Origin of the sequence: Sphingomonas pituitosa NBRC 102491, from assembly GCF_001598435.1 — a bacterium.
Classification (GTDB): Bacteria; Pseudomonadota; Alphaproteobacteria; order Sphingomonadales; family Sphingomonadaceae; genus Sphingomonas; species Sphingomonas pituitosa.
Genome location: NZ_BCYY01000024.1, coordinates 35417 through 61932 on the forward strand (window position 1 = coordinate 35417; position 26516 = coordinate 61932).

Here is a 26516-nt window from a genome sequence, read left to right on the forward strand (position 1 = left end):
ATCAATCGCCGAGATATTGACGGATGAAACGCTCGATGATCCCGAACTGGCGTTCTTCCTGATCGAGCCAGTGATGCGCGCGCTGTTCGGCCAGCTTGCCGCGTTCACTAGTGGGACTGGCGAGATAGGCGCGGTAGCGGCCGAACCCTTTTTCATTTGCGGTGCGGGCACGCATCAGCGCCTTCAAGGCTTGGCGGGCAGTGACGATCTTCGACATGGCAGCCTCCGTAAGCGATATCGTTTATAGATAAGCGATATCGCTTATACTGTCAATAACCGATATCGCTTAGGGATCACGCTCGACGCTGTAGGCGATATCGGTTAGCGCTGTGCCATGGGACGCCCGCCGCTCAAGGTGAAACCGATTCTTGTCCGCCTGGGAGAAGGCGTGCCTGAGCGGATCGAAGCGCTGGTCGGAAAGCAAAAGAAAGCGGAATTCATTCGTGAAGCGGTCGATGCCGAACTTGCCCGTCGCGAAAAGAAATAGCGCTCGGGTTTCTCGCTTATTAGCCAGGATCGAGATGCGGCGGGGCGTAGCGCCGATAAGCGTCCTTAAGCGCCGCAAGTGCCGCGTCCTTGTCCGCGCCATGTTCGGGGCCGAAGTGGTAGCTGCGCGCCTTGCGGGTCCTGGGATCGGCAGCAACCATCCAGTCTCCGCTCTTTATCTGGTGCCAAGTGAGCGTATAGTCTGAGAAGGCCGGGAATTTCTGATCGTGCGAGCAAGGCTGGCGCACGTCACCGCCGAACGTCTCCAATCCGCATTCATAGACGTCGACTGAATCCCAGTGCTTCTCTGCGTCGTCGAGCGGCGCCGGCGTCCGGTGGGCGAGCGGCGCTTTGCAATGAGGGCACTGGAAATCCTCGAGCTGCTCCTGGGCGGCCTCGAGTTCAGCCCGCAGTTCCTGAAACGCCTCGCCGCTGGCACGGCGCATCAGCTCGCTGCGCGGCTGTGCTAGATACAAATCCGGGCGGATATGCATAAGCAGCTGGATTGCGAGATCGACCGCGGTACGATCGGCGGTCAGGATCGCGACCATATCGGCAAGCGGCGGGCTGAAATCGAGCACCGCGTCGCGATCTATCTGGTGCCACAGTGGGATGATCTCGCTGCGCCCGGCGAGCGCCAGCGTTGTGAGTCCGCGAAATTCGCGCTCGGCCCAAGGGCGGCCGATGAAGCTTGGGCTGAGGATGATCAGTCCGTAGCGGGATTTGCCCAGCCCCTTGTCGATGGATGCTTGCAAACTGTCGCCAGGCTTGAGGCTGAATTCGTCGTACCAGACTTTGACCCCGAAATCCGCGAGAGCATTGGCCAGCGGACGGACGAGCGCTTTCTTGTCGTCCGAGGCGTGGGAGATGAACACATCCCATTGATCGCAATCGGGCTTTGCCATGCTCAGGCGGTCTTGGTCAGCAGCAAGGTCTGCCAATGGACTGCGTCGCGACCGAGGAGATCGGGGCGCTTGCCCCAATCCTCGACCTTGAGGCGGTGGCCAGCGGCAAGATCGCGGATCTCGCCCGCGTCATTGGTCCATAGCGCCCGCTCGGGTTCGGCCGGGCCGAGCCGCAAGGTGAAATAGAGCCGGCCACCGGGCGCGAGCAGCGCGGTCAGCCGGTGGAACGCCTTGTCGCGATCGGCGGGCGGGACGTGCATCCACACCGCGCTCAGCGTGATCAGATCATACTGTCCCTGCGCCTTGGTGAGTTCGGGCATGGCATCGGCGACCCAGTCGACATCATCGTCGGCATGAATCGCGCGCGCAAGCCGGAGCATCTTCGCCGAAGGTTCGACCGCCGTGACCTGGTGACCTAGCGCCGAGAGTGCTGCGGCGTCGCGACCGGTGCCGGCGCCGACGTCGAGAATGCGAAGCGGCTTCGAACCGGCTAGCGCCGCGAACAACCGTGGGTGCGTCTCCTGTGCTTCGAGGCCTTCATAGCCGTCAGCGATGCGTGTAGCGTGCGTGTCGTACCACGCGATCGCTTTCGCCCGCGCGTCAGGTTGCTTGGGGTGAGTCAACTCAGTCATTGATCCGCAGAATAGCACAAAACTGATGATCGCAGCAGAGAGCAACATCAGCTGGAAGGTGGTCTTCACCGTTTCCGAGCGTGTGCCCCAGCTCGTCCCCCGCGCCGACACAAACCCGCGCGGAAAGGCCGCATTGATCCAGTCGAGATAGCAGCCGATGATATGGCGCAGGCGCGACAGGACGATCATCAGTCCGAGATCACCGAGACCCGCGAGCAACAACAGGCCCGAACGCATCAGCGCCATATCTTTGATGCTCGATACCCCGAACCACAGGCCGCCGGTCAACGTCATTGCAATCAGCGGAATCTGCCACATCAAGGCGTTCAGCGCTCGGAACGTCTCGAAATTTTGATTGAACGACGCGAGCGCTAGCGGATCATTGGATGGGAGCGGATCGATGGGCGAAGGCGCTAATGTATCGGTATCGGTCATCGACGTGCTGTCCTTTCACTCTCATCAAAAGTCGGTCCGGCCGGGTCACGACCCGAGATGGCGGAACCATTCAAGAACGCGGTCGATGATCGCTGACCCGTCCTGGCCCCGCCACAACTCGCGCAGATATTTGGCGGTCTGATTGATAAACTGAAGAAACGGCAATTGCTTGACCGCTTCTGCGCCTGCCTGCTTGAGCGCGCCTTCGGTGAGGGATTTCCGCGCGTCCTTGGTCTTGCCGAACCACTTTTTGAATTCGAGCACCGCGCTGCGCAGGAGTGCCCGCGCCCCGTTCTGCTGCATCTCGACTGAGTTGGCTATGGCCTGGTCGGCATTAACACCGGCAGCTTCGATCGCACTTTCGGCGACGTGGGTGGCCGTCGCAAGCACAGTGGCAGCCCCGGGCTCGATTACGTGCGGCGCGGTCTGAGCGGCGGCGACGAACTGTCGTCCGGCCTCCATCCGGGCGATCAGCTCAGCACGGCCCGCAGGACCGACACGCGCTAGGTCGAGCTGGCGCAGCAGCGGGTCGCTCTGAGCATAGACATTGAACTGCTCGACCAAATCGGTCAGCAATTCACCAACGTCCTCCGGCAGCGGCAATATGTCGGGACTAGCGCTCGCGCGCGCGCGGAGATCGGCATCGCCCAGGCGCCGCAGCGTGTTTGCGTGCGACCAGATAATATGCCCGTTCGCAACCTCCGGCTCGGCCTGCAGGGCGGTGGACAGGAGATCGATCGCATGGCGCAACTGCGGCGCACTGTTGCTGATCGCTGGGACTGCCTGGCGCAGTGTGGCACATTTCGCCCGCAGGATCAGATAAACATCGCGTTGAACGGTGCCGACCTGCAGTGTATCGACTGACAGTGCAATGGGGGCGATCCCGTCGGTCTCAAAGCTCGGACCGATCGCCGTGGGCGGAGGTAGGCTCTCGACATTGAAATTGGCCAACGCGTCGCCAGCCGCAATCGCTAGCGACTTGGCGACCTCGCGCGGGGGCGGCATTGCAAACAAATCCTGCTGATCACGTAGCGCATCGAGATAGGCGGCCACCTCATTGTCGTCGGGCCATAGCTCGGGCGAACTGAAGTGGGCTGGATCAAGCAACGGCGCGACGAGCGACTGAGTCTCGGCATCGCTGGCAAGCATCAGCAGCATCTGGTCCCGCAGGAGTTTGCGCGTATCCGGTGCATCCCAGAGCGCCTTGTACCCGGGGCTTACCGAGTGGCTGTCGAACTTTTCGAACAGCTTCTTCTTGGTTCGCGGCATGCCATTTTCGAATGAGCTTCGATCGAGCGGTTTGCCTTTGCGGAAGAACGTCCAAAGACCATCGTTCGACAAAAACCATAGCGGTTGCCAACCGCTCGAGGAGCGTTCCGGAAAGAACGGCTCGACATAGTCGGCAAACTGCCGGACGATGAGGTCGGAATGCAACAGGTCGCTGACCAAGCTGCCGCGGTCGGCGAGATCAACCGCGGCAATCACACACACCGGCTTGAAGAAGCGCGCACTCGGTGCCCGCCCACGCCGTATCGAGCGGATTAGCGTGTTCCAGTCCTTTCTGGGTGGAGACGCCCTTGTCGCGGGGCGTTTTTCAACTGACCGTGGCACCGTCACGCCGTGATTTTCGGCCGACCAAGCGGCGGCAGGCCGAGCGCTCCCTCAATCGCTCTGCGAATGTCAGACCGGCCGGCGCCGGATGCGTTGTGAAATTCGATCGCGGAGAAGTCGATCTCCCCCGCATCTGCCAATCGCGCCGTGAATGCAGCGACGCTGATGTCTCGTTCTTCAAGCATCGGACGCGCGAGCCGGCGCAAAATGTCGAGCAATGCCTGCACACCGACGGTCTTGGTTATATAGGAACCTGCCGTCGCCTCTGACCAGAAGATCTGTTCACACGCCACCAGATAGTTGAGCACAATCGTGTAAATCACCGCGTCCTTCTGGCCGATATAGAGGTCGCGGAGCGGCGAGCGATCTGAACGCACGCTGGCGATTGCCGAGCGTGGTTTGCGACGGCCCTTCAGCAGGGCCGCCGTATCGGACTTCGGATTGGTGGTGAACAGCCGCATAATTCCTTCAACGATCACCGCCGTTGACACTTTCCAGCGGCCTGTGCCGACGATCTTCTCAAGCGTCTCGTCGCGGATCGGGGCGATGATGATGCGACCGTTGAGGGGCGACTTTTCGTCGACCGCCAAGCGTCGGGTGAAATACACAGCGAGCTTGTCGGGGCTCCAATATGCTTCATCTTCCTCTTCAATATTGTAACCGAACATCTCGTAGGTGAGGCTTTTGTCGACCGGCTTCTGGTTCGAGTTGATCGTTGCAAACAGCTGCGCTTGATAGGGGCGCGGCAGATCGAGAAACACCGCACAGATCAGCTGCATGTCGAGCCTGCGCGACATCGCTTCGGCGAACGAGAAAAGCCGGTGCTGACCGTCAATCACCGAGACTAGCTTGCGCGCCGACGGTATGATCAGCTCGTGGCAGCCGTCGTATTTCTCGATGACGCGCCACAGATCGTCGGGATTGGTCACCGGTTTCTCTTCAGTTTCTTCGTCCGGATCCTCGACCTCCTCGACGAGTCCGGTGTCCTTCTCCTGGTTGGCCGCGACGATAATCGCGTTGGGAAATGCCGCATCCTCGCGATCGATATAGGCGGCGATCGGTTTCAATCGCTTTGGGTCGCGTAGGCGTTGCGTGCCATAGAGGCGGTAGTTTTGATCTTCCTCCGACCAAGTCGCGCTCAGCGCATCACTGTAGGCCACCTCGATCAATAGCCGGGCAGGAAGGGTCGTGATGTAATAGGTGCCCATCGGCTGATCGACACGAAGCGCCTTGGCGGTGAACGGAAAGTTCATGTGAGTGTCTCTGTTCAATGATTGAGGCCGGCGAGGTCGTCTTCGCCTGAGAGGGATTCGTCGAGAGGCTTTTCACCGAGCGGTGCATCTGGTGATTGTCGGTACGACGCCGAAAGACCGTTTGCCGCGCACCAGATCCAGAGGCTGACGCAGGACAGAAGCACGCCAAGGAAAAGACCAAAGGCGTCAGGGATTTCGCGGTCTGTTGCTGGGCTAAACAGGAGCAGGAATATTATCGTGGCGCTCACCGCTGCGCCACGATGGGCTTTGATATCGTTCTCGAACACCATTTGGAGAGAAGTGGCACCGACGATGGCAGGAAAGAATACCGCAACTGCGATTCGTAAAGGGCGTAAGGGGTTTGCATCAACCGGACCGTGAAGCAGTTCCTTCATAAGGTTATAGACCTCGAGCCATACGCCCAGGCCGCCACAAGCAACCACACCCACCCAAAAAGTGATCTTGAATGGTGCGTGCTTAAAACCCTCTCCGGCCCGCCGATTGAGTTCGCGTGCAAGATCGCGAATCGGTCGTGATTTCTCCAATTGTCTTCCCCCTCCGTCACGACTCCGCGACTCTCAGCCATCCCCCACCAATTTCTCGCTTTTGACAAGGCAGATTTCGCCGCGGTGCGCAGAATGAGCGCGCCCAAAATGCCCCACCGGCTCTTCTCTCGCGCGCAAGCATGTGGGCGCACGCTTCCTACACCAAATCCTTGACCACGTCTGCTTGCGGACATGTCGACGAAAGAACACGCTCAGCCATTGGCACACGGCCCCGGCCTCGCGATCCATCGTGATTGAATCAATCCCGGCGTGACCGGGATTTGTGATGGTCAGCTAGTGATGCCCGAGCCGCACGCGCTGTGGACACGAGCTGATCGTTTGGCCGCACACGCGCGCAAAGAGCGATCCGCATCGTGAAGAAAAAAATTCGCATTGGTCTGACAGCGCCCGCCGAGACTATGCCGACCTCAACTTAGCTGACTGTCGGGCCAGACCGCCCACGTCCGAACCGCCAGCTGATGCCGTCCGCGCGCATGATGCCGGATGCCGCCTTACCGATGTTGCGTTCCAGCACGTCGCGCCAGGGCACCAGCGTAAAATCCCGCGACCGTTCGACGACCGCGAAGCTCCCGCTTTCAAGATCCACCCGGCGCGCGATGACGCCCTCGATCCGCTCGCCGATCCGGGCCTTCTCAAAACGCTTGCCGAGGCCGGCGCTGATCCGCTCGCCGGCCTCGCGCAACTCGCGCTGGCGGAGGCTGTCGATCGCTCCATCGCGATACCGGAACGCCGCCCGCTCACCGTCGGCCAGCTGCTGCTCGACCAGCCATTGTCGACGTGCGGCTAATGCGGTCCGCACCTCGTTCCCAAAGCCTGCGTCTCGCGCCGCCGTCTTCGTGTCGGATGCCAGTTCGCGATCGAGCCAACTCGGCGCCTCGATGTCGACCAACTCGCCAACCTCGCGCGCCGACAGGATCGTCAACGCGACCGGCCGGTCCCGCTGCTGCCGGCGTGCGAACACTTCAGCGCGATCCAGATGGTCCTCTGGAATGACCCAACTGCCGTCGGCTTGCCTCCCTGGCCCGGCGCCCGCCCGCCGCATCGCTTCCAGGCGCCGGACATGCGCTGTTGCATAGGCCTGACTGGCACTGGCGTCGTGACGCAAATGGAGGTCGATCGAGTAGCGGCCGCTATTGGCCCGCGCCACGGCATCGACCGTGCGATCGGCGTCGGTCACACCCAGCGCGCGCGGATCGAGCCGAACGGTCGCGCCTTCGGGCACGGCCGGTGTGGCATCACCCCGCCCGATGTCGACATAATGCACCCGACCGTCGATGCCATCGACCAACAGGTAATGCCGGTCGCGATGCTCGTCGGAAAAGCCGCGCTGGATCAGCCGTCCGACCAGGGGCTCGCGAAGCTCGGTCTCGACCACCTGCTCGACGCCGGCACGATCCAGCCGGCGCGCCGTCAGTTCGCGTTGCATGAGCCGGATGATGTCACCCCGCTCGCCCATCTGGCGGAGCGTGACCTCGAGGCCTTCGGCAAGCCGGTAGCGCCCACCACCAAGGTCTTCCGCCAGTTCCATCGCCTTGAGCTTCCGCAACCGTCCCGCAGCGACGGCCTGCTGGAAGGGATCGTTGTCGGCGGCCGACACCGTTCGGTCGGCATCCATGCGCCGGAGCAGCCGCCGGTCGATCGCGGTCAGCCGCTCCTGGTCGACATCGTGGCGAAGGCGCGCCTCGATCTCGTGATCGGTGCGAGGGCCAAGGTCGAGCGTGACGAGCTCGGACGCGCGCTCGCGCAGGCCATGGGAAATATACTCGCGCGCGATGATCAGGTTCTTGCCGGCCTCGTCGACGCCGCGCAGCACGATATGGGTATGCGGATGCTCGGTGTTGAAGTGATCGACGGCCACCCAGTCGAGCCTCGTGCCGAGGTCCTGCTCGACCTGCGCCATCAGCCGCCGGACATAGGGCTTGAGGTCCGGATATTCGGCACCGTCCTCGGCCGAGACGATGAAGCGGAACTGGTGGCGATCGCCCGCTGTCCGCTGCAGGAATTCCTTGCCGTCCGCGCGGTCGGTTTCCGGGCCGTAGAGTTCGCCGGGCAGCCCCTCGCGGGTGACCCCATCGCGCTGGATATAGCGCATGTGCGCGCGGGCTGCCTGGCCGCCCTTGCCGGCGAGGCGAATGAGGCTCGCCTTCACCACCGCGCGGCGGGCACGGAATCCTCCCAGCCGGTCGCGGCTGGAGAGCAGTCGCCCGATGCTCGCGCCGCGCCCGATCCGGCTACCGTCGAAGCGACGCGATCGCACGCCGGTCTTGGTGCCGGCAAGCCGCGCCGCCGCAGCAATGCGACCACCATAGCGGACGACGCTTTTGCCGTCCTTGCCGCGCGGCCTGCCGAGCCTGGGGGTGAAGTCGTCCTCAGGCATGACGGCCTCGCAAAATCTCGCAAATTGGCCGCGGGAACGGCGGATTTCCGTGGCTTTGGCCCTCCCAGTCTCGCGCCACGGCATCGCGGTCTCGCGAAAAACCGATGTGCAGACAATCCCTTGGCAGGTGTCGCGAGACACTGCCTTTATCTTGTTTCCCCTTTCCTCCCTCTCTGACCACCCTGCCCCGCCCATCCCGGCGCGACAAAAAAGCCGGGACACGATGCCGATGTGGCACCGCATCCCGGCATGCATTGGCCAGAAGCTCAGACATCCACGAACGCCGCCATGGCCCCGCGTCGGTGCCCGAAGCTGCGCTTGCCCAGCAGCCCGTGCGGCTGTCCGTCGCCATCGACGATCATCACCGCGACGTACCAGCGGCCTGCCACCCGCCCGACGATCCGGACCCGATCCAGCTCGACACCAGTCTCGCTGTCCGTGCCTTCATACGACCCGAGCCAGCGGTCCTGGTCGCGCGCTTCCCAGAGAAACTCGGCCTCCTCGGCGTCCAGGAACCGATGCGCCAAAGCCTCGCCGGCATAGCGCCCGAACTCGCGCTCCAGCCCCGCAACCAGCGCCGCCAACACGCGATCCTGGGCAGCGCCCGACGCTGCCGAAACCGGTTGTACCATCGCCATGACCGTCTCCTTCGCTTCTGTTCTCCTGATCGAGAACATCGCCTCGAAGACGGGTGGCGGAGTGGCTGTCAGGGCCGCTGGAGCGCCAGCGGAAGCGCCGCGAAGCGGACGTGGGGGGAACCGATTTTCGAAGAAAATTGGGGGGCACCCGCGGGCCTTGAGAGCCGCTTCGTCACCCGTCATGCTCGGACTTTCGAGACGAGCCCCTCCCCCGCTCCCCATCACGGGACGCGCTTTCGGACTGCGAAAAGCATGCTCGGGGCCATGTCCTGCCGCTCGGGGAAAGGGGGGACAGCGCCCTCCCGCCCCACCATGAACAGTCCCGGTCGCAGGGCGGCTTGGCGGTTGGGCGAACGCACCACCGCCGCCTGGCCAGTGACCGCGCCCAGATAGACGAGGGTCTCGCGCGGCAGCGTGCGCCTGCCCACCAGATACGCCGCATAGGCGCCCGGCCCGGCATTATAGGCGCCGAACAGCCCCGGATAACCGAAGCGATCATGCATCAGCCGCAGGTAGAGGGCGCCCGCCAGGACGTTGTCGCGGGGATCGTCGGGGTTGTTGCCTAGGGCCAGCCGCGCGCGCATCTCCGCCCAGGTGGCAGGCATCAGCTGCATCAGCCCGATGGCGCCCGCCCGGCTGCGGATCGGTCGGCCACCAAGCGTGGTCCGCCCGCCGCTTTCGGCCCGCATCACCCGCTCGATCCAGGAGGCGGGTATGCCGAACCGGTGTGACGCTTCCGCGATCAACGGACGCCACTGCTCGACCGGATCGGCCCGTGCCGGCGTGGCGAGGACCAGCAGCGCCGCGGCCGCCATCGACCTCAGCGCCGCCATAGCAATGTCGCCTTCCCGACCAGCTGCGCGCCGTCGGTCGGGCCGAAATAGCGGCCGTCGAACGAGGCCGGACTGCCCGGCATCAGCAGGAAGAACTGCCCCTGCCGCAGCCGGATACATCCGCGCCACCAGGGCAAAGGGCGCCCGGCGGCATCGGCGCTGCGGCGCTCGGCGATGCGCGTGCCATTGACCAGGACCTGGGCACCGACAGCACAGACCTGGTCACCCGCCAACGCTGCGACCTGCTTCACCAAAGGCACATTGGCAGGCAGATAGCGACGCCGGGCGGCGAGCATTCGCCAGCCATCGGGCAGCCGGGCGACCACCATGTCGCCGGCCTGTATCGATGCGCCGGGGCGCACCGCATAAAGTCCGATCGGCGCGCTGGCGCTCGCGTTCCAGACCAGACGCGGGGTCGGAGGCGCGGCAATGGTCAGTACCAGCAGGCCGGTGCCGAGGCCGATCGCGACGCCCCGCCAGCCTAAGCGCCGCGGCACTTGTCCGGCCACAACAGGATGTCGGTCGCCCCAGGCGAGCAGCGGCAGCTCGCCGAGCGGTTTGTCACGCCGGGCCATGGCCGCCGCCGCGTACCGACTGGGCGTCCGACCACGCCCCCAGGTCGTCGATATGATACTGGACCAATTGGCTGTGGCGGCGAAAGGTCGGCCCCTTGCCGTCGCGCCGCAGCTGCTTGAGCAGCCGGGTCGAGATCTTGAGATAGGCCGCCGCCTGGTCGGTGTTGAGGTAGGGCGAGCCGCGCTTGGCGCGGTTCGCGCGCGCGATGTCGTCGTCGATGTCCATCCGCCACTCCCGTCGCGTCGAGCCGGCGGCGGGACTGCCGTCGCTCGCGCCTGGGATGGCTGCCGAAGCGCGGGCTGCGGAGTGTCGGAATCGACCTGCATCTCTTCGACACCCCCCTGCCCCGCAAGGACCGAAGCCCCCCGCGCGTGGCGCGAGGGGCGGTCGATGTCAGCGCGACCAGATGAGCTTGTATTCGCCGTCGTCGCCCTGCGTCAGGGTCGCGTAGATCGGCGCGGGGAAGGACGGATCGTCGAGCTTGAGGCTGAGATATTCCGCGCCGGTCTCGCGCGCCGCCTTGGTCCAGCCCGCGCCGAATTCGACCCCGCCGGCGTTGACGCGGTGGTCGGGTGCCTTGTCGTGGTCGCGCTCGACGGGGCGGATGCTCGCCTTGACGCGGAGCGTGAGGGTGCGGATTTCGCCGGTATAGATGCCGTTTTCGCCGCGGGTGAAGCTGCCGATCTGTGCCATGGTGAAGTCTCCTTATGCGTGTCTCGATGCCGCCCCATGCGGCCTCGATGGCAGTCGATCAGGCGATGGGCGGACGACGCGCACCATGAGGCCGCAGCGCCAGCGAAGGACGGCCAAAGCCGGCTTTCTTGCTCCGCGAGGAGCCCGCCAGGGCGGGGAAGAAAGTCGGCGACGCCGTTGCGCGGCACCGGCCGCACAGCGCCAGACCTGCCAGCACGAGAGGCCATAGGGGCGGCCGTGACCGGCATCGGAAGGCCACCGACGAGCGGAAGCCATCCGTGGCGATCGCGCGCATTGGGCATCGGGGATTGCTGGGCTATCGATGGGTCCGATGAGCCATGAATCCGTTCTTGCCGACCTCGCCCTGCGTGCGCCCGACCTGGCCGTCATCACGGTCGAACTGAGCACGGCGACCGTCGCCGAAGCCGCGATCGCGCTGGATGTCGTGCCCGGCCAGATCGCCAAGACGCTCGCGCTTCGCGTGGGGGACCAGATCGCGCTGCTGGTGACACGCGGCGACACGCGCCTCGACAATCGCAAGACCAAGGCAGCGCTCGGGGGACGCCCCAGGATGCTGGATCCCGTCGAAACGCTCGCAGTGACCAGCCATCCGATCGGTGGCGTCTGCCCGTTCGGGCTGCCTGCAGCGCTCCCGATCTACTGCGATCAGAGCCTCAAGGCGTTCGCGATCGTCTATCCGGCGGCGGGCTCGCGCAATACCTCGGTCGCGCTGTCGCCGGAGCGGCTGGCGGCGCTCGTCGACGCCACATGGATCGATGTCTGCAGCCTTCCCGAGCCAACGGTCGGCTGAGCGCATGGCAGACGCAGTTTCCAGGACGATTCGCATCGCCGCCGCCCTGATCGACGACGGGGACGGACGGCTGCTGCTCGTACGGAAGGCGGGGTCGCCGTGGTTCATGCAGGCGGGCGGCAAGATCGAGGGACAGGAAAGCGCCCTGGCCGCGCTACGGCGCGAGCTGGCCGAAGAGATCGGGCTGGCGCTGCGCGCGCGCGATGCAACCTATCTCGGCCGATTCTCGGCGCCCGCCGCCAATGAGCCCGACACGATCGTCGAGGCGGAGCTGTTCCATCTCCGCGTGCGGCATGTGCCGATCGTGCAGGCGGAGATCGCGGAAGCGATCTGGATCGGTATCGCGGAGGCCGCCCACTTGCCGCTCGCACCGCTGACGCGCGATGTCGTCCTGCCGCTGGCGGAGACGCTCTAACGGTACCGCGATCCGCGCTTACAACGCGCCTGAAAGCGGCTCCAGGAAGAGGCGCTCATAGCTTTCGAAGGGCGGTTCGGCGAAGCGCGCGATGACCTCGACGGCCTCGGGATCTTGCGGCAGCTCGGTGCGATAGCGGCGATAGGCCGCGTCGTCCGGAAAGCCGAACAAGGCGACGGCAATGTTGTCCTCACCCTGCCGTTCCTTGCCGGGGAAGCTGATCGTCGTGTCGCTGGGCGCATCCCGCGGCAGGAAGAAGCCGTAATGGGTGCCACCGAACCGCTCGATCAGGTGCACCCAGGCGCGACCATAATCCTCGAATTCGGCAAGGCGTTCGGGGTCGAGCCGATACCGCACTTCGCAGACGATCGCCGTGGCTTGCATCCGACATTTCCTTCCGTGACACCCTACGGAAGGGTACGCCCGGAACACGGCACGATGCAAAAAATGCCGCGTGGCGCGCCCTTGGGCGGCGCCACGCGGCCGAAATCCGGGGTCGGCTGCGGGCACCCGCCTCCGATCACGCCGCCCGCTGCAACGGTGCAGGCGCGGTGTCGGGATCCGGCTCGGGGGCCTGCGCAGACTCGGCCGTATCACGCGCGCCAACGGCGTCGTTCCCGCCTCGGCTGGTATAGGCGGACGCCGGAAAGCCCAGCCATCTTGGCACCCAGCGCTCGACCTTTCGACGTCCGTCGGCCCCGTCCAGATGATCGCGAATGATGCGCTTCAAGACCTTGGTCTTCTCGGCCGCGTTCGCGGCGGCGACGGTCTCGCCTGCCACCTCGCCAACGATCCGGAGAAGCACCTCGCGGTCACGGATCAGGTCGAAAAAGGCGGTGTCCGCCTCCCACCAGTCGGCCATGTCGACGCCGAGATGGACGCCTAGCCCCGCGACGACGGCGCTGCCGCTCGCCAGCGTCTCGCCCATGACGATGGTCAGGATTTCCATGACGACGGCGTCGGGCAGGTCGACCAGCCGCAGGAAGAGCGTGGGCACGCCGCCCTCATGGCCGCTGCCGCCGGTCACGGTCGGCTCGTCGGGCGCAAGGCCGAGCACGGCCAGCGCGGCGCATCGGCGCTCGTCGAACAGCGTCTCGGCAGGGCAGGTCTCGACGCTTTCGCGGACCGCGTCGGCGCGCGTCGCCTGTGGTTCGGGCGACACCCGCCAGAGGTGCGAACCGCCTATCGCATGGGCGACCATCAGCCGCAGCGCGACGCCGGGCTGCCCGAGCAGCGCAGCGCGAGCGGCGGCATGGCGATGCAGGTCGAGATAGGTCTGCATGGTCGACGTCACTTCCGGACGGGGCGCCCTGGCTGGTTCCGACGCTTCGCCGCGCGCTAGACGGCGCGCTTCCCGGGCCGAGAGATAGCCCTCGTGGAAGGTAACCTCGCCGCTCGCCCGGACATCGACATAGACCCGCCCGCCCTTGCGCTTCGGTGCCTTCTCATACTCCCAGCTATGGAAATGCTCGGACGGCGGCACGACCACGACATCGCTCCAGCCCTGTTCCAGATAGGCTGCGCGGCGCGCCGCGATGGCGGCGTTCTGCGCGGCCCAGAAGGCATCGGGATCGGCGAAATAGCGGTCCTCGCCAAACAGGTCTGCGACGATCGCGCCGCCGAAACTGTCCAAGTCGAAGAGCGCGAAGCGTGCGGCGATCGACTGGCCGCCGAACAGCCATGCCTTGAGCTGATGCCCGGTCGGGGCATAGCCATCGGGGTCGTCGAATAGCGCCAGCCAGCTACGCTGCTGGTGCTTGCTGGCGAGCGTCAGGTGGCGGATGGTGGTGCGGTCGATCTTCTCGGCGGCATAGAGCTGGCGGATGCGCGGCAGAAGGTTGCCGAGCGCCAGCACCCGCGAAATGGTAAGGTCGGGCAGCCCGAACGTGGCGGCGATGTCGGCCACGTCGCGGCCCTGCCGGACCAGCCGGGTGAAGGTTTCCCACTGCGTCACTTCGTCGGCGTCGAGGCGGGACAGGTTCTCGATCATCGAGGCCTCGATGGCGGCGGCATCGTCGGTTTCCGCGAGGATGCGGCAGGGCAACGGCTCGGGCTCGCCGGTTTCGGCGGCGACGATCCGGGCCGCGTAAAAGCGCCGTGCGCCCGCGACGATCTCGAACTGCCCGGCCTCGGCGGCGGGGCGGACGAGCAGGGTCTGGATGATGCCGCGCTTGCGGACGGTGGGCAGCAGGTCGGACACGTCGGGGGCCTTCTTGCTGTAGCGCATGTTGGTCTTGCTGACGGACAGCTTGTCCTGGTCGATGAACAATAGGGTCATGGTCGTGCTCCTTGCGAGCGCCGGTCCGCCGTTCGTTTCGATAGAGCGGACCGGGCTGTCGGGGATGGCGGCGAAGCGCGCCGCCGGCGCTTCAACCGCCGCTTGGCGGAAGCTCGGGGTCCGGCGCTTCGCCGCCGCGCACGGCACGGCGGAGCAGCGCTTCGGCCCAAATGATCGACCCGGCGCGCCGCGCCCAGTCGGCCCAGTCGGAGAGCGGGACCAAGCCTTCGAAGCCGAGGTCGCGCTCGATGCGGAGGCCGAAGGGAAGCCGGATGGCGGCGATCTCGGAGAGGCTGAAACAGCCAAGCTCCGGGCAGCCGAAGCCGAGGTCGGCAAGGCCGAACAGCGTGTCGCCGTCTTCGTCGAGTTCGGTCGCCAGCCAGGTCGCCGCACCCAGCGGGTTGAACAGCTTGAGCAGCGGCACGGGGTCGGGCTCCGGCAGGCGCTCGCGCCGGGCGGTCCGGCGGGCGACGTCGTTGGCGCGAAGCGCGTCGCGAACTTCGGGGGTCAGGAGGATCATGCCGCCGCCCTCCCCGCTTCGTGGGCGGCCTGCGCCTCGCGGTGGCGGCCAAGCAGCCAATCGGCAGCCTTGCTGGCGGCGCTCGCCGCGCGGAAGATCGCGCGATGGTCCTCGCGCAGCACGTCCAGCCAGCTGCCGATATAGTCGGCATGGCGCACGGTCGGCACGATGCCGAGGGCGGCGCAGAGGAACGCCGATCCCATCTCGGCGACGAGTTCCTCGCGGGCATAGTCCTTGCTGCCGAAGGCGTTGGTCAGGTCGCGGCCCAGCCGCTTGGCATGGCCGGTGGCGTGGGTGAGTTCGTGCAGGCAGGTGCGGTAATAGTTGACCTGTTCGAAGAAGGCGGGCTGCGGCGGCACCTGCACGAAGTCGTGCGACGGCACATAGAAGGCGCGATTGCCGCCGACGCGGAATTCGACGCCCGAGGCGGCGATCACCTCCTCGGCGACGGGCACGATCTCGCGCTCGGGCAAGGGCGTAGGATCGCAGGCCAGCCCCTCGCGGAGGCCTTCGCACTGGGCGACGTTGAAGACGGTGAAGCGCTTGAGGAACGGTACCGCCTTGGCATCGTCGCCGTCGCGGGCGGCACGCGCACGCTCGGCCTCGGGGGTGAAGCGATCGGCATAGACGACGCATTGGCCGCGCTCGCCCTTGCGGACCGCGCCGCCTGCCTCCAGCGCCTGCCGGAAGGTCAGCCAGGATTGCGAGGGCCAGCCCTGTTCGATGACGGCACCCCAGAGGATCAGGATATTGACCCCGGAATAGGTGCGGCCGGTCAGCGCGTTGCGCGGCAGGCCGGGCCCGGTCCCGCCGGTCCGGCCCCATGGCTGGACCCAGGGCAGTCGCCCGGCTTCGAGTTCGGCGACGATCCGCGCGGTCACCTCGTCATAGAGGTTGGCTCGGGTCGCAGGCTGGCGATCCTCGCAGGCGCCGCACGGGCGGGCATTTCGGCTGGTGGCTTGGCGCATCGGTTCCTCCTCGCCGCCCCAAAAGGCACCATGCCTCCCCGGAAAGGCGGGGGGTGGGCGGCAGCAGCGACCCAAAGGCCCGGAGCCAGGGGCCGGCGGCACCGAAGGGCGGAGCGCAGCGGAGCACCCCGGAGCGCAAGCGGAGGGGTTGCCGCCGGCCACGCCGGGCCTAGCCGGGCGCGCCGCCCTCCCCCGCCGTGCCGGGAGAGGCACGGACAAGCCGCCGCGCCGGGAGCGCGGCGTCTACAGCCATCGCCGCGGTGCGCCGCCAACGGCGTGCGGCCTCCGCTTGAAGCCGAGGTAGCAAATTGCTACCTATAGACGTGGAGGTGCTGCATGGCGCAGTCGATCAAGCTTGGCGACGACCTGATGAAGATCGTGCGCCGCGAATCGGAGTTGCAGAGCCGGTCGCTCGCCGGGCAGATCGCCCATTGGGTCCGGATCGGTCGCGCGATCGAGAAATCGGGCAATTTCGACCATGCCCGCATCACTTCGGCGCTGGCAGGCGAGATCGAGACGACGGCGCTCACCGAAGAGGAGAAGGATGTCTGGCTCGACGGCTTCGTCGAGAAGATGGCCCAGCCCAGCCCCGAGGAAGAGGCGTTCTTCGCCCGGCGCCGCCAGCTCGGCCTCGGCGTAGGGCTCGATGAAAGCTGCAACCTCGTGCGCGAGAAGGCCGGCCGCAAGGCATGAAGCCGACAATGATCGTGCTTGCCGGGCCGAACGGCGCCGGCAAGTCGACGCTCTATGCTACGCGCGTCGCACCAAGCTTCGCAGGACCATTCATCAACGCCGACCTGATCCAGCGCGACGAACTGCGCGATCCCTCGCCGGCGGCCTCCTATGAAGCCGCGCGGATCGCGACGGCGCGGCGTGCCGACCATCTCGCCCGAGCCAAGGACTTCGTCACCGAGACGGTCTTCTCGCACCCTTCGAAGCTCGACCTGATCAAAGAGGCGAAGGCGAGCGGCTTCACCGTGGTGCTGATGCATGTCGGGGTCGAGACGCCCGAGCTCTCGGAGGCGCGCGTCAGTGCGCGGGTCGAGGAAGGCGGGCACGTCGTCCCCGACGACAAGATCCGCGCGCGCTATGCGCGCGGCGCGCCGCTGATCCGGGAGGCTGCGCTCCGGTCCGATCGCGCGATGGTGTTCGACAATTCGACGCTCAACCGGCCGCCCAGCCACTGCCTGACCTTCGCCCAGGGTCGGCTGGTCTACGCGCTCCCCCACCTGCCCGCCTGGGTCCGCGCGGTGTACGCGGCGGATCTCGCGGTCTAGCGCGCGCCAGGGATCCGATCGTCCCGCAGGCCCGCCCCTGTACCCAGCAGTGTGCGCCAGCCGCCGGCCGCCATCCGCGCCGCCTCGTCGGCGCGCCGACGAACCCGCGACAGCAGGAAGTCGGACCGCCCCTTCCATTCCTCGCGGACCAGGTCCTCGCCGTACAGTGCCGACGCCATCTCGCGATAGGTGGCGCCCGCCGCCACCGCATCGCCGACGCGGAGCGCCTCGATCCTCCGCCCGATGCCCGGCTCGGGCGGGTGGAGTTTCGGGGAGAAGCGTCCGGTGCGCCACAGCTCCAGCATCCGCCGCAGGGTCAGGACATGAGCATCAACCCGGGTCATGCCCGAGAGCAGATAGTCGAGCCGGGCAGGCCCCTCCTCGACCAGTGAGCCGTCGACCACGTCCAGCCGGATGCGGTGCCATCCGTCGGAGAGGGCGACATGCTCGCGACCGCCGCCGCGGACGATCGTCGCCCAGCGGAGCAGGCGGGCGAGGTCGATGCCGTCAGGATCCGTCGCCGCGGTCGGCGAGACGCGCACTTCCAGCACAAAGGGATCGAGGTCCGCATGCCAGAGCAGCCGCGCCTCGGGCGCCGACCGCCCGGGATCCTCGGCAAAAGCAGAGCCCGAATGCCCGGGCGTCCGCCTCCGGCACCAGAGACTGTCCTCCCACGTCGCCAAGACGGCCCAGCCGGGTAGCCATTGCCGCGTAGCTGGGGTCGCGGCGCAACCATTCCCAGGCGAGACCGGCGCGATCGATGCCGGCCAGCGCGCGGTACGGCGCGTCGTCGCGCCAATCGGGTCGCAGGTCAGCCGCCGGCCCCATGGCTGGTACGCGGGACAAATGCCGAGCCTATCAAACGGCTTGCCGGTAGTACTTCCGACCAAAATTTGCGCAGTGCATCAAAAACTAGTATCGATTGCACTTCGATCGGGTCGCGACGCCGACGGGAAAGCGGCGGGCGCGATACCGGTGTGGCGACAGCATCGGCGCAGCGGCCTGGGGCGCGTCCAGCATCGGGTGGGTACGCCCCATGGTCATCGCAACCGCGCAGCATTTCGGACAGGCCGCCCTGGCCGCCACGACTCTCGACGAACTTAACAACCTCCTCCACGCCATCACGCACGAGATGGGGTTCCAGTATTTCGCCCTTTCCCACCATGTCGACGTGCCGCGGGCACCGCAGCCAGCGCTCCGGCTGCACAATTATCCGCGTGACTGGGAAGCCTATTATGACGCCGAGCGCTTCGGTCCGTCGGACCCGGTGCACCGGGCCAGCCACCTTACCAGCGTCGGGTTCTGCTGGTCGATGCTGCCGCGCCTGCTGGCGCTGACCAACCGGGATGAGGACTTCCTCGCCAGGTCGCGCAGGATCGGGCTGATCGACGGCATCACCATCCCGGCGCATGTCCCCGGTGAGGCTGCGGGCTCCTGCTCGTTCGCGACGAGCTGGGGAAAAACGCCCCGCCCCGAATGGATGCCGCTCGTGCAGTTCGTCGGGACCACGGCATTCGAGAGTGCCAGGCGGCTCGTCGGCATGCGGCGGGCGCAGGCGGACCGGCCGCGGCTCAGCGACCGTCAGCGCGACTGCCTCTATTGGGCCGCGCAGGGCAAGTCCGACTGGGCGATTGCGAAGATCCTCGGCATCAGTCATGAGACGGCCATCCAGCACCTGAAGGAAGCGCGCGGCCGCTACGGGGTGGGCAACCGGACCCAGCTGGCGATCCATGCGCTCTATGACGGAGCGCTCAGCTTCACCGACGCGCTACGGCGTTGAAACTCCCCAGCTCTGGGGAATAGCGACCGGCCAAACCGGGACGGCGGATCGGACTTCCACAGCGAGGGAAGCCGATCATGCAGTTCATCCAGGGCGATGGCGCCGCCGCAGGCGATGCGGCGATGCGCGCGATGTTCGAGGCGCGGAAGCGGGTGTTCGTCGACCTGCTTGGCTGGGACCTGCCGGTCCTCGCCGGCCGCTACGAGGTCGACCAGTTCGACGATACCCATGCGCGCTACCTGATCCTCACCGACGGCGAGGGGCAGCATCTGGCCTCGGCCCGGCTGCTGCCGACCGCGCGCCCGCATTTGCTGGGCAGCCTGTTCGCCGAATTGTGCGACGTGCCGCCGCCCACCGGCCCCGGCACCTGGGAAATCACCCGCTTCTGCCTCGACCGCCGCCTTCGCGCGGGCGAGCGGCGCAGGTGGCGCGACGTGCTGGTCCACGCGATTGCCCGCTACGCGCTCGAACATGGGATCGCCCACTATGTGGGCGTCGCCGAGCCGGCCTGGCGCGAGCAGATCCTGGCCTCTGGCTGGGAGGCGCATGCGCTCGGGCCGATCCGCACGATCGGCGGCATGCGCCTCGGCGCGCTCCGAATCGGAATCCGGCCGGAGACCCCGGCATTGCTCGCGGCCAACGGCATCCGACCCGACATCGTGCCCGCGCAAGCGAGAGCGGCATGACCGCGCTCCAGCCACAGGAACGGACCCGATGAGCCCCGGCGCGACATTCGAGCGGGTCTATGGTGCGATCAAGCAGATGCTGCTGGACGGCGAACTGACGCCCGGCACGCCGATCGAGCCCGCCGTCATCGGCCGGGAGATCGCGGCCAGCATCACGCCGGTCCGCGATGCGCTCCACCGGCTGACCGGCGAGCGGCTGGTCGAGGCGCCCAATCACAACGGCTTCCGTGTGCCGCTGCTCTCCGAAGCGGCGCTGCGCGATCTCTACCAGTGGAATGGTCGGGTCCTCGGACTGGCGGCACGACAGGTCCAGCCTGCATCCGGCACCCGCACCCAGCATTCCGGCAGCGTCGAGGAGATCACCGCCACGCTCTTCCTCTGTGTTGCGCAGGCAGCCGAGAGCGCCGAGCTTGTTGCTACGGTTCGGTCGCTCAACGACCGCCTGACAATCGTGCGACGCGCGGAGGTCGCTACCCTGCCTGCCATCGCCGAGGAAATCACGGGCTTGGAATCGGCCATCGCTGCGGGCAACCGGATCGCACTGACGGGGACGCTGACGCGCTATCATCGCCGCAGGATCGCGGCGGTGGCAGGCACGGTCGCGCATCTGATGCGGCCCGCGCGCAGATAGGCGAGCCGCCTACGAAGCTGGTTCAGGCGGCGGCGCTGCGTTCGAGGGCCGCGATCCGCTCCTCGCAGATCACCTGTACGGCACGACCCAGCACTTCGACGCGCTCACCGAGCCAGGCGAGTTCCTCGTCGCTGATCCGATAGTGCTTGGAATAGCGCGCCTTCACATAGGCTTCCTTGAGCTTCTCGAAGCGACCGCGATCGGCACGGCTGTCGCGCGGCCATGCATCGACGAGGCGCGGATCGATCCGCTCGGCCTGGGTCCGCAGGAAGCCGAGATTATGAACGTGCGGCGTATAGAAGGTGCAGACGAGCAGCACGCAGTGATATAGCCGCTCTGCCGTCTGGTGCATCAGGAAGGCGGCATCCTTTAGTCTGCCCTGCGCTTGGCTAAACTGGGCCGTTTCCAACATGCCAGCGGCAGCCGGGAACCACTCGCCAAAATACTCGCGAGCCATCGCCAGCGCCTGCTTCGGCGTCTTGGGCTTGGGCTCGTGCAGCCCGGTGCTGTCGCTCTGATAGAGAGCGATGCCGTCGCGGGCGACGTCCATGAAGAAGTAGCGGCCATGGGCAAGGCCGTCATTCACCTCCTGCAGCGTGTGGACGATGAAGTTGACCGGGGTGCGCAGGGTCCGGGTGACGGCAAGCTCGCGGTTGAGCCGTTCCTCGGCATTGGCCCAGAACTCGACGCGGTCGGTCAGCTTGTCGTGGTTGACGATGACCAGCAGGTCGAAGTCGGACTGGTAACCCTTGGCGGTATGCGGCTCATCGACCCAGCCGCCGCGCGCATAGCTGCCATAGAGGATGACCTTGAGGATGCGCGCGTGCCGCTTCCAGTCGACCGTCGCGGTGGCAGTCGCGTCGCCGAATTCCTCGAACAGGATCTGCACCACGCGCTCGAGCTCGCGCTGCTTGGCTGCCGGCAGGTGATCGAGATCGGTCCGCATCAGCCTGACCCTAGCCAGCGCGCGAGGCGATGCAACAGCGCGCGACGCGCTTTGCCGCCAAAACCAACGGGATCGCGCAGGTATCGCGGACCGCGAAGGCTCCGATCGATGGCGACGATGGCTTCCCCGAGTAGGTGCTCGACCTCGGCTGTGCTGATGCCGAGCCGTGCGCCCACCTCGGGATAGGCAAGCCTCTCGACGGCGCAAAGCTGGAACACTGCGCGCTGGGCCTCGGGCAGCGCTGCGACCGCGCTCTGCATCGTTGCTCTTCTCTCCTGCTGGTCCATCGACATGATCCTGCTCCGCGCTGCCGCCCCGACGGGGCCGGTCGGCGGCGCTGCGTACGGGCGCGATCCAGCGGCGGCACGCACCGCAGGGCGTAGCGCCAGCGGAGCACCCGGCCTCGGCCGGGTTGCGGGACGCTCGCGCCGCGCCCGACATGCAGCGTCCGGCCCCGAGGGCGGCAGGCGGACAAGCAAATCCGTCGCTTGCCGGGAGAGTTGCGCAGGCGCGCGAAGTACCGCAGACTGCACACGCAGCGCGGTCCAGGCCGGCAGCCCGCTGTGGAGTTCGACCGCCAGGCATCACACGCATTCGACCAGCGCGGTCGGGTGTATCCCCGAGGCATCTGCCCGGCACGAGATGGGTTCTCGTGCGATTCCCTTCCCCTGCCCGCGCCCTGCGCGGCGGCTTCGCCTAGGTCCGCCCATGCGGCCACCGGAGCAGGATCCTGGTGCGGCACCCCGCGGGGACGGCCATGCCGAGGTGCGCATCGACGCGCTCTACCGCGAGCAGGCACCGCGCCTGCGCCGCTGGCTCGATGCGCGCCTGCGCTCGAGCGAGGATGCCAATGATGTCGTGCAGGACGCCTTTGCCCGGCTGCTCGGATCCGGCACCCGCGAGGGTCTGCGCCAGCCCGAGGCGTTCCTCAACCGGATCGTGCGCAACCTGCTGATCGACCGGTCGCGGCGGGCCGCGAACCGCATGGCGCATGTGCCGATCGACGCGGCGAACGAGCCCGAGACCCGCGCTACCCAGGAGGATGCGATCCAGCTCGACCAGATGCGCACACGCTACCGGGCTGCGGTGGAAGCGCTGCCGCCCCGGACGCGCGAGGTGTTCCTGCTCCACCGAATGGAGGGGCTCGGCTACAAGGACATCGCGACTCAGCTTGGCATCAGCATCCGCACCGTCGAATGGCATGTCGGCGAGGCGCTGGTGCGGATCGGCAAGGAGCTGGGACAATGACCATCGCCGAAGAACCCGCCGGGGGCGCAGCTGAAGCACTGGCTCGCGAGGCCGCGCACCGGTTCGCCAGGACGCGCGGCCCGGATGCCGAGGCGCACCGGGCGGAACTGGAGGCCTGGCTGGCGGAAGCGCCGGAACACCGCGCCGCGTATAATCGCGCCGCCGAGATCTTTGCGATGGGCAAGCTGCTCTCCGACCCGGATGCGCCTCTCGTTACCTCCGCGCCCGAACCGAAGCGAGGGCGCAAGGGCCTTGCCGTTGCACTGACCACCATCGCCGCCTGCGCGATCGGCGTCGGCGGCTGGATCACCTATCAATCCTCGGCGCCCGCACCCGACCGGCCGGCCGCGGTGGCAGACTCGACGGACAACCGAACACTGTCGACCAGCACCGGCCCACAGACCGTCCAGCTAGCCGATGGTTCGACCGTGACGCTCGCAGCAGACACGGTGGTCGGGGTCGAGATCGCGGCCGGCGTGCGTCAATTGCGCTTGGTCCGCGGCAAGGCACGGTTCGAGGTCGCGCACGAACGCCGGCCATTCATCGTCCTGGCTGGCGGCGGCAGCGTGACCGCCCGTGGCACGATCTTCGAGGTTGCACTGGCACCTGCCGGCAAGGTCGAGGTCCGGCTGCTCCGCGGCGCGGTGGACGTGGCGCTGCCGGGAAGTGATACCACGCCAACGTCAAAGGTCCGCAGGCTGGCACCGGGCCAGGAGGTCACGTACCCGGCCAAGCCAGAACATGCCGCAGCGCCCATAACCTCGGCAGATGCCGCAGGCTTGCAGAGCGCCGCGCCGCAAGCGTTCGAAGCGGTGTCCGTCCAGGAACTCATCGCGTTGGCGAACCGCACCGCCAGCCGGCCGATCCACCTCGCGGACCCATCCCTCGGCACGCGGCGCGTATCGGGATGGTTCCGCGTGGACGACACGCTGCTCCTGGCACGCCGGCTGGGCGCCTTGTTGTGCAGCGACGTCGACCTGCGCGACGCGCACCAGATCGTGGTAGCGCCGCAGGCAGAGCACGGAAGCTGTGCAACCAAGGAGGCACAGAGACAGGCCGCGCTTTGAAACAGCGCCTGATCGAACAGAGACCGCACAGGGAGCGACGAAGCCGGGCGGGAAAAGCATGCGTCTGGAAGGCATGCGCCACCACCTTTAGCCGTGAGGCCTGGACATAGTGGTGGCCACCCGGCCGCTGCCGATGGTCGGTGAGGCCAGTTGCCAAATGGTTTATCGCAAAGCCTGCGCAAACATTCGAATTATAATCGGATTATAAACTTCTCATAACCGGCAGGCCGGCTAGCTTCGATCGGGTCATGGCCATGACATTTCCCATGATTGGAGAAGTGCCATGAACACCGAACAGACCATCGAACTGGGCGTCGCCAGCGTCGACACCAAGGGCGGCACGATCGGCTTCGCCGATGTCGAGACCAGCCTGCGGCAGAATGTCGGCCTCACCGACGACTGATCGACCCGGGCGCGTGCCTTCGGGTGCGCGCCCTTTCGCTGGCGGATCCCGACATGTCGCTCCCTTCTCATGCCAATATTTCCTGGTGCCTTTGTGCAGGCCAGGCTGTCTTCCTGGACCTGGAACGCGACCGCTATTTCTGCCTGCCCGAGCCGTTGGATGCGATCTTCCAGCGCTGGGCTGCCGGCGAAGCGATCGACTGGGACGCCCACGCCGCGCTGGTCGACGCCGCAGTCGCTGGCGCCGATCCCACGCAACGCCCGCAAGCCGTCTCGTTTCCGGTTGCGAGGCGAGACCTCGCCCATGCCGGTCCAGGCAGGGCCGCGTGGATCTCGGCGCAGGCGATTTTCGGTCAGTTGCGCGCGAAGCACTGGCTCCGACGGCGGCCGCTTGCGAAGATCCTGCGAGGGCTCCTGACACCCGCCGCGCCGGCAGTTCGATCGCCGGGTGAAGCGTCGCTGCAGGCAATCGCTGGCGCGTTTGCGACGAGCGCCATGGTCCTCCCCGCAGCTGACCAATGCCTGCCCCGGGCGATCGCTGCAGCCCGCCTCTGTTGGCACCGCGGATTGGATGCCGCGCTGATCCTGGGCGTTCGCCTTCACCCCTTCGCCGCGCATAGCTGGGTTCAGTCCGGAGATGCCGTCGTCGTCGGCGACCTCGAGCAGGTGCGGCTGTACACCCCGATCCTGGTGCTGCGGTGAGGCCGCGTTATCTCCTGCTGGTCGCGGACCGGGAGGCGGTCGCTCCGGCAACGGCGCGCATCGCGACCCGTACCGGCCTCGCGGTGACGCACAGCGCCCACGGTTTCGCAGTGCTGACGAACGAGGCCTGCAACTGTATCGCCATCGATCCGGACGCGGTCGTCATCGGGACCCTGTTCCCCAGCCAGGGTCCGGCACGCGCGGCGACTGCCCTCAGCGAGGCAGAACGGGCGCACCTATCGCGCCATGGCTTCGCCGCTCTGCTCGACGCCTGGTGGGGCGGCTATGTGGGGGTGCGATCCCGGGGTGGTCGCACCGAGATCCTTCGCGATCCCTCAGGTGCGCTGCCCTGCTACCGTGCCGAACAGGACGGGCTGAAGCTCTTCGCTTCGGATGTCGCGCTTCTGGAAGCGGCGAGCGGCCACGGATATCCGGTAGCATGGGACGGGCTCGGCCGGACCCTGTACTCGGCCGGCCTTCCCGCCCCCGACACCGCGCTTGCCGGCATCGGCGACCTTCGCGCCGGCGACATCGTGATGCTCGACGGCGCGGCCGAGAAGACGGCCACCGGTTGGTCCCCCTGGGCGTTCGCCGACCCTCGCGATGAGGAGGATAGCGCCGCGACCGCCGAGCGACTGCGGCGCGTCGTAGAACGCTGCGTCGCCGGCTGGGCATCGCTCTACCAGCATCCGTTGCTGAGCCTGTCGGGCGGGCTCGATTCTTCCATCGTCGCGGCTTGTCTCAGCGGCGCTAGGCCCGGCGCCGAGTGCCTGACGCTGTACACCGACGATGCCGCAGGCGACGAGCGCACCTTCGCGCAGTTGGTATGCGACGCGGTTGGCCTGCCGCTCTCCGAGAGTCGCTACGACCTGGATGCCGTCGACCTGTCACGGCCGCTAGGTGCACATCTGCCACGTCCCGCCGGCCGTGTCGAAGCGCAGCCCTACGAGGTCGCGCATCGCGCCTTGGCACGGCAGATCGGCGCTGACGCCTTCTTCACCGGCAATGGCGGCGACAATGTCTTCGGCTATTCGCAGTCGGCTGCCGCGCTCGCGGACCGGGCTCTCTACGAAGGACCCGGCGCCGGCGCATTTGCGACGCTGCGGGACGTCTGCCGTCAAACCGGCGCGGGACCGTTGCGTGTGACGCGCGCGGCCATGCGCCTTGCGCGCCAGCCCCAAGGCTATCGCTGGAAGCCGAACCAGCGCTTCCTGCATCCCGACCTAGTCGCCTCGCTCGCCGACACGCCGCTTTCTCACCCCTGGCTCGACGCTCCCGCCTCGGCGCTGCCGGGCAAGGCGGCCCACATCGCCGCGCTGGTCCGCGCGCAGCTCACGCTCGAATCCGATCGCAGCCAGATGCTGCCGGTGGTCAATCCGCTGCTTTCCCAGCCCATCATGGAAGCCTGCCTCGCTATCCCGAGCTGGCGCTGGCGCGAGGGCGGCCGGGACCGGGCAATGGCCCGCACGGCCTTTGCCAATCGACTCCCCAGCGCGATCATCGAGCGCAGGGTCAAGGGCACGCCTGACCCATTCTGCGGCGAGATCGTCCAGCGCAAACGCGCGGAGGTGCGCGCCCGGCTGCTCGACGGACAACTCGCATATCACCGCATTCTCGATCCCGGCGCGATCGAGGAAACGCTCCGGCCCGGGCGGCCGACCACCGGAGAGGAAAATGTGCGCCTGCTCGAACTGGCGAATGTCGAGGCCTGGCTTGGTGCCCGGTCTTCCCGGCCATCCGGGGCCGACACCGCGCCCAGTCCGAGCATTGTTGGTTGAAC

The 26516-nt window shown here is 66.8% G+C and carries 33 protein-coding genes; 13 read left to right on the plus strand and 20 right to left on the minus strand.

Annotated features, from left to right (window positions below):
• Position 1: 1 nt before the first annotated feature.
• Positions 2 to 217 (minus strand): hypothetical protein, encoded by a 216-nt coding sequence (locus SPI01S_RS17555; protein WP_066725647.1) that lies wholly within the window; start codon positions 215 to 217, stop codon positions 2 to 4.
• A 117-nt stretch (positions 218 to 334) separates the two neighbouring features.
• Between SPI01S_RS17555 and SPI01S_RS22735 the strand changes: the two genes are divergently transcribed.
• Positions 335 to 487, plus strand: coding sequence for a hypothetical protein (locus tag SPI01S_RS22735; RefSeq protein ID WP_169804537.1), 153 nt, complete (start codon positions 335 to 337; stop codon positions 485 to 487).
• Positions 488 to 506: 19 nt separating this feature from the next.
• Here SPI01S_RS22735 and SPI01S_RS17560 read toward each other — a convergent pair whose 3' ends face one another.
• The 11 genes from SPI01S_RS17560 to SPI01S_RS17605 form a co-directional block, all read right to left on the minus strand.
• Positions 507 to 1391, minus strand: coding sequence for a toll/interleukin-1 receptor domain-containing protein (locus tag SPI01S_RS17560; RefSeq protein ID WP_066725649.1), 885 nt, complete (start codon positions 1389 to 1391; stop codon positions 507 to 509).
• Between the two features lie 2 nt (positions 1392 to 1393).
• Positions 1394 to 2458 carry a class I SAM-dependent methyltransferase gene (locus tag SPI01S_RS22430; protein WP_066725650.1) on the minus strand — a complete coding sequence of 355 codons (1065 nt, stop codon included), beginning with the start codon at positions 2456 to 2458 and terminating at the stop codon, positions 1394 to 1396.
• Positions 2459 to 2503: 45 nt separating this feature from the next.
• Positions 2504 to 3943, minus strand: coding sequence for a hypothetical protein (locus SPI01S_RS17570; protein ID WP_066725653.1), 1440 nt, complete (start codon positions 3941 to 3943; stop codon positions 2504 to 2506).
• 128 nt (positions 3944 to 4071) lie between these two features.
• The gene (locus SPI01S_RS17575) at positions 4072 to 5322 is read right to left on the minus strand and encodes a DNA phosphorothioation-associated DGQHR protein 1 (protein ID WP_084253546.1); all 1251 of its coding nucleotides are present in this window, start codon (positions 5320 to 5322) and stop codon (positions 4072 to 4074) included.
• Between the two features lie 14 nt (positions 5323 to 5336).
• Entirely contained in the window at positions 5337 to 5867 is a 531-nt protein-coding gene (locus SPI01S_RS22435; RefSeq protein WP_157084765.1) for a hypothetical protein, read from the minus strand.
• Between the two features lie 433 nt (positions 5868 to 6300).
• The gene (gene rlxS, locus SPI01S_RS17580; RefSeq protein ID WP_066725655.1) at positions 6301 to 8265 is read right to left on the minus strand and encodes a relaxase/mobilization nuclease RlxS; all 1965 of its coding nucleotides are present in this window, start codon (positions 8263 to 8265) and stop codon (positions 6301 to 6303) included.
• A gap of 266 nt (positions 8266 to 8531) precedes the next feature.
• Positions 8532 to 8903 (minus strand): hypothetical protein, encoded by a 372-nt coding sequence (locus SPI01S_RS17585; RefSeq protein ID WP_245653646.1) that lies wholly within the window; start codon positions 8901 to 8903, stop codon positions 8532 to 8534.
• Positions 8904 to 9124: 221 nt separating this feature from the next.
• Positions 9125 to 9736 carry a lytic transglycosylase domain-containing protein gene (locus SPI01S_RS17590; RefSeq protein ID WP_066725658.1) on the minus strand — a complete coding sequence of 204 codons (612 nt, stop codon included), beginning with the start codon at positions 9734 to 9736 and terminating at the stop codon, positions 9125 to 9127.
• A complete protein-coding gene (locus SPI01S_RS17595) occupies positions 9724 to 10311 on the minus strand; it encodes a S26 family signal peptidase (protein WP_066725661.1) in 588 nt (195 codons plus the stop codon). Before SPI01S_RS17595 ends, SPI01S_RS17590 begins: the two co-directional genes overlap by 13 nt.
• Positions 10298 to 10537 (minus strand): helix-turn-helix domain-containing protein, encoded by a 240-nt coding sequence (locus SPI01S_RS17600; protein ID WP_066725664.1) that lies wholly within the window; start codon positions 10535 to 10537, stop codon positions 10298 to 10300. Before SPI01S_RS17600 ends, SPI01S_RS17595 begins: the two co-directional genes overlap by 14 nt.
• Before the next feature lie 168 nt (positions 10538 to 10705).
• Positions 10706 to 11005, minus strand: a complete 300-nt coding sequence (locus SPI01S_RS17605; RefSeq protein WP_066725667.1) for a DUF736 domain-containing protein — start codon at positions 11003 to 11005, stop codon at positions 10706 to 10708.
• A 331-nt stretch (positions 11006 to 11336) separates the two neighbouring features.
• On the opposite strand from SPI01S_RS17605, the gene SPI01S_RS17610 reads away from it, so the two are divergent.
• Positions 11337 to 11816, plus strand: a complete 480-nt coding sequence (locus tag SPI01S_RS17610; protein ID WP_066725669.1) for a YbaK/EbsC family protein — start codon at positions 11337 to 11339, stop codon at positions 11814 to 11816.
• A gap of 4 nt (positions 11817 to 11820) precedes the next feature.
• Positions 11821 to 12231, plus strand: a complete 411-nt coding sequence (locus tag SPI01S_RS17615) for an NUDIX hydrolase (RefSeq protein WP_066725672.1) — start codon at positions 11821 to 11823, stop codon at positions 12229 to 12231.
• Between the two features lie 18 nt (positions 12232 to 12249).
• Here SPI01S_RS17615 and SPI01S_RS17620 read toward each other — a convergent pair whose 3' ends face one another.
• The 4 genes from SPI01S_RS17620 to SPI01S_RS17635 form a co-directional block, all read right to left on the minus strand.
• A complete protein-coding gene (locus SPI01S_RS17620; protein WP_066725674.1) occupies positions 12250 to 12615 on the minus strand; it encodes an NIPSNAP family protein in 366 nt (121 codons plus the stop codon).
• Between the two features lie 136 nt (positions 12616 to 12751).
• Positions 12752 to 14509 (minus strand): ParB/RepB/Spo0J family partition protein, encoded by a 1758-nt coding sequence (locus tag SPI01S_RS17625; RefSeq protein WP_066725746.1) that lies wholly within the window; start codon positions 14507 to 14509, stop codon positions 12752 to 12754.
• Between the two features lie 91 nt (positions 14510 to 14600).
• Positions 14601 to 15029 (minus strand): DUF2958 domain-containing protein, encoded by a 429-nt coding sequence (locus SPI01S_RS17630; protein WP_066725677.1) that lies wholly within the window; start codon positions 15027 to 15029, stop codon positions 14601 to 14603.
• Positions 15026 to 15997: an ArdC family protein gene (locus SPI01S_RS17635; RefSeq protein WP_066725679.1), complete on the minus strand. Its 972-nt coding sequence runs from the start codon at positions 15995 to 15997 to the stop codon at positions 15026 to 15028. The genes SPI01S_RS17630 and SPI01S_RS17635 overlap by 4 nt, the downstream gene beginning before the upstream one ends.
• Positions 15998 to 16333: 336 nt before the next feature.
• On the opposite strand from SPI01S_RS17635, the gene SPI01S_RS17640 reads away from it, so the two are divergent.
• Together SPI01S_RS17640 and SPI01S_RS17645 are read left to right on the plus strand one after the other, a co-directional pair.
• Complete coding sequence (locus SPI01S_RS17640) at positions 16334 to 16690, plus strand: ParD-like family protein (protein ID WP_066725681.1); 357 nt, start codon at positions 16334 to 16336, stop codon at positions 16688 to 16690.
• Positions 16687 to 17274: an ATPase gene (locus SPI01S_RS17645; protein ID WP_066725683.1), complete on the plus strand. Its 588-nt coding sequence runs from the start codon at positions 16687 to 16689 to the stop codon at positions 17272 to 17274. Before SPI01S_RS17640 ends, SPI01S_RS17645 begins: the two co-directional genes overlap by 4 nt.
• Here the strand turns inward: SPI01S_RS17645 and SPI01S_RS23380 are convergent.
• The gene (locus tag SPI01S_RS23380; protein WP_373278324.1) at positions 17271 to 17618 is read right to left on the minus strand and encodes a DNA -binding domain-containing protein; all 348 of its coding nucleotides are present in this window, start codon (positions 17616 to 17618) and stop codon (positions 17271 to 17273) included. The genes SPI01S_RS17645 and SPI01S_RS23380 overlap by 4 nt on opposite strands.
• Positions 17619 to 17781: 163 nt before the next feature.
• Positions 17782 to 18102 carry a transcriptional regulator domain-containing protein gene (locus tag SPI01S_RS23385; RefSeq protein ID WP_373278325.1) on the minus strand — a complete coding sequence of 107 codons (321 nt, stop codon included), beginning with the start codon at positions 18100 to 18102 and terminating at the stop codon, positions 17782 to 17784.
• A gap of 208 nt (positions 18103 to 18310) precedes the next feature.
• Here SPI01S_RS23385 and SPI01S_RS17655 point away from each other — a divergent pair, with 208 nt between their 5' ends.
• The 3 genes from SPI01S_RS17655 to SPI01S_RS17665 all read left to right on the plus strand — a co-directional run bounded on the left by SPI01S_RS17655 (position 18311) and on the right by SPI01S_RS17665 (position 20371).
• Positions 18311 to 19054: a helix-turn-helix transcriptional regulator gene (locus SPI01S_RS17655; RefSeq protein ID WP_066725690.1), complete on the plus strand. Its 744-nt coding sequence runs from the start codon at positions 18311 to 18313 to the stop codon at positions 19052 to 19054.
• A 77-nt stretch (positions 19055 to 19131) separates the two neighbouring features.
• A complete protein-coding gene (locus SPI01S_RS17660) occupies positions 19132 to 19740 on the plus strand; it encodes an acyl-homoserine-lactone synthase (protein ID WP_066725691.1) in 609 nt (202 codons plus the stop codon).
• 28 nt (positions 19741 to 19768) lie between these two features.
• Entirely contained in the window at positions 19769 to 20371 is a 603-nt protein-coding gene (locus SPI01S_RS17665) for a GntR family transcriptional regulator (protein ID WP_066725694.1), read from the plus strand.
• Between the two features lie 22 nt (positions 20372 to 20393).
• Here SPI01S_RS17665 and SPI01S_RS17670 read toward each other — a convergent pair whose 3' ends face one another.
• Both SPI01S_RS17670 and SPI01S_RS17675 read right to left on the minus strand, forming a co-directional pair.
• The gene (locus SPI01S_RS17670) at positions 20394 to 21317 is read right to left on the minus strand and encodes a HEPN domain-containing protein (RefSeq protein WP_066725697.1); all 924 of its coding nucleotides are present in this window, start codon (positions 21315 to 21317) and stop codon (positions 20394 to 20396) included.
• Positions 21317 to 21610, minus strand: a complete 294-nt coding sequence (locus SPI01S_RS17675; protein ID WP_084253547.1) for an RNA polymerase sigma factor — start codon at positions 21608 to 21610, stop codon at positions 21317 to 21319. The genes SPI01S_RS17670 and SPI01S_RS17675 overlap by 1 nt, the downstream gene beginning before the upstream one ends.
• A gap of 415 nt (positions 21611 to 22025) precedes the next feature.
• Between SPI01S_RS17675 and SPI01S_RS22740 the strand changes: the two genes are divergently transcribed.
• The 5 genes from SPI01S_RS22740 (at position 22026) to SPI01S_RS17695 (ending at position 26514) form a co-directional block, all read left to right on the plus strand.
• A complete protein-coding gene (locus SPI01S_RS22740) occupies positions 22026 to 22565 on the plus strand; it encodes an RNA polymerase sigma factor (protein ID WP_066725703.1) in 540 nt (179 codons plus the stop codon).
• Entirely contained in the window at positions 22562 to 23632 is a 1071-nt protein-coding gene (locus tag SPI01S_RS17685; protein WP_066725706.1) for a FecR family protein, read from the plus strand. Before SPI01S_RS22740 ends, SPI01S_RS17685 begins: the two co-directional genes overlap by 4 nt.
• A 283-nt stretch (positions 23633 to 23915) precedes the next feature.
• Complete coding sequence (locus SPI01S_RS23435) at positions 23916 to 24035, plus strand: hypothetical protein (RefSeq protein ID WP_444544598.1); 120 nt, start codon at positions 23916 to 23918, stop codon at positions 24033 to 24035.
• A gap of 53 nt (positions 24036 to 24088) precedes the next feature.
• Positions 24089 to 24736: a lasso peptide biosynthesis B2 protein gene (locus SPI01S_RS17690; RefSeq protein WP_066725710.1), complete on the plus strand. Its 648-nt coding sequence runs from the start codon at positions 24089 to 24091 to the stop codon at positions 24734 to 24736.
• On the plus strand, positions 24733 to 26514 hold the full coding sequence (locus SPI01S_RS17695; protein ID WP_066725714.1) for an asparagine synthase-related protein: 1782 nt from the start codon (positions 24733 to 24735) through the stop codon (positions 26512 to 26514). The genes SPI01S_RS17690 and SPI01S_RS17695 overlap by 4 nt, the downstream gene beginning before the upstream one ends.
• The last annotated feature ends 2 nt before the right edge of the window (positions 26515 to 26516 follow it).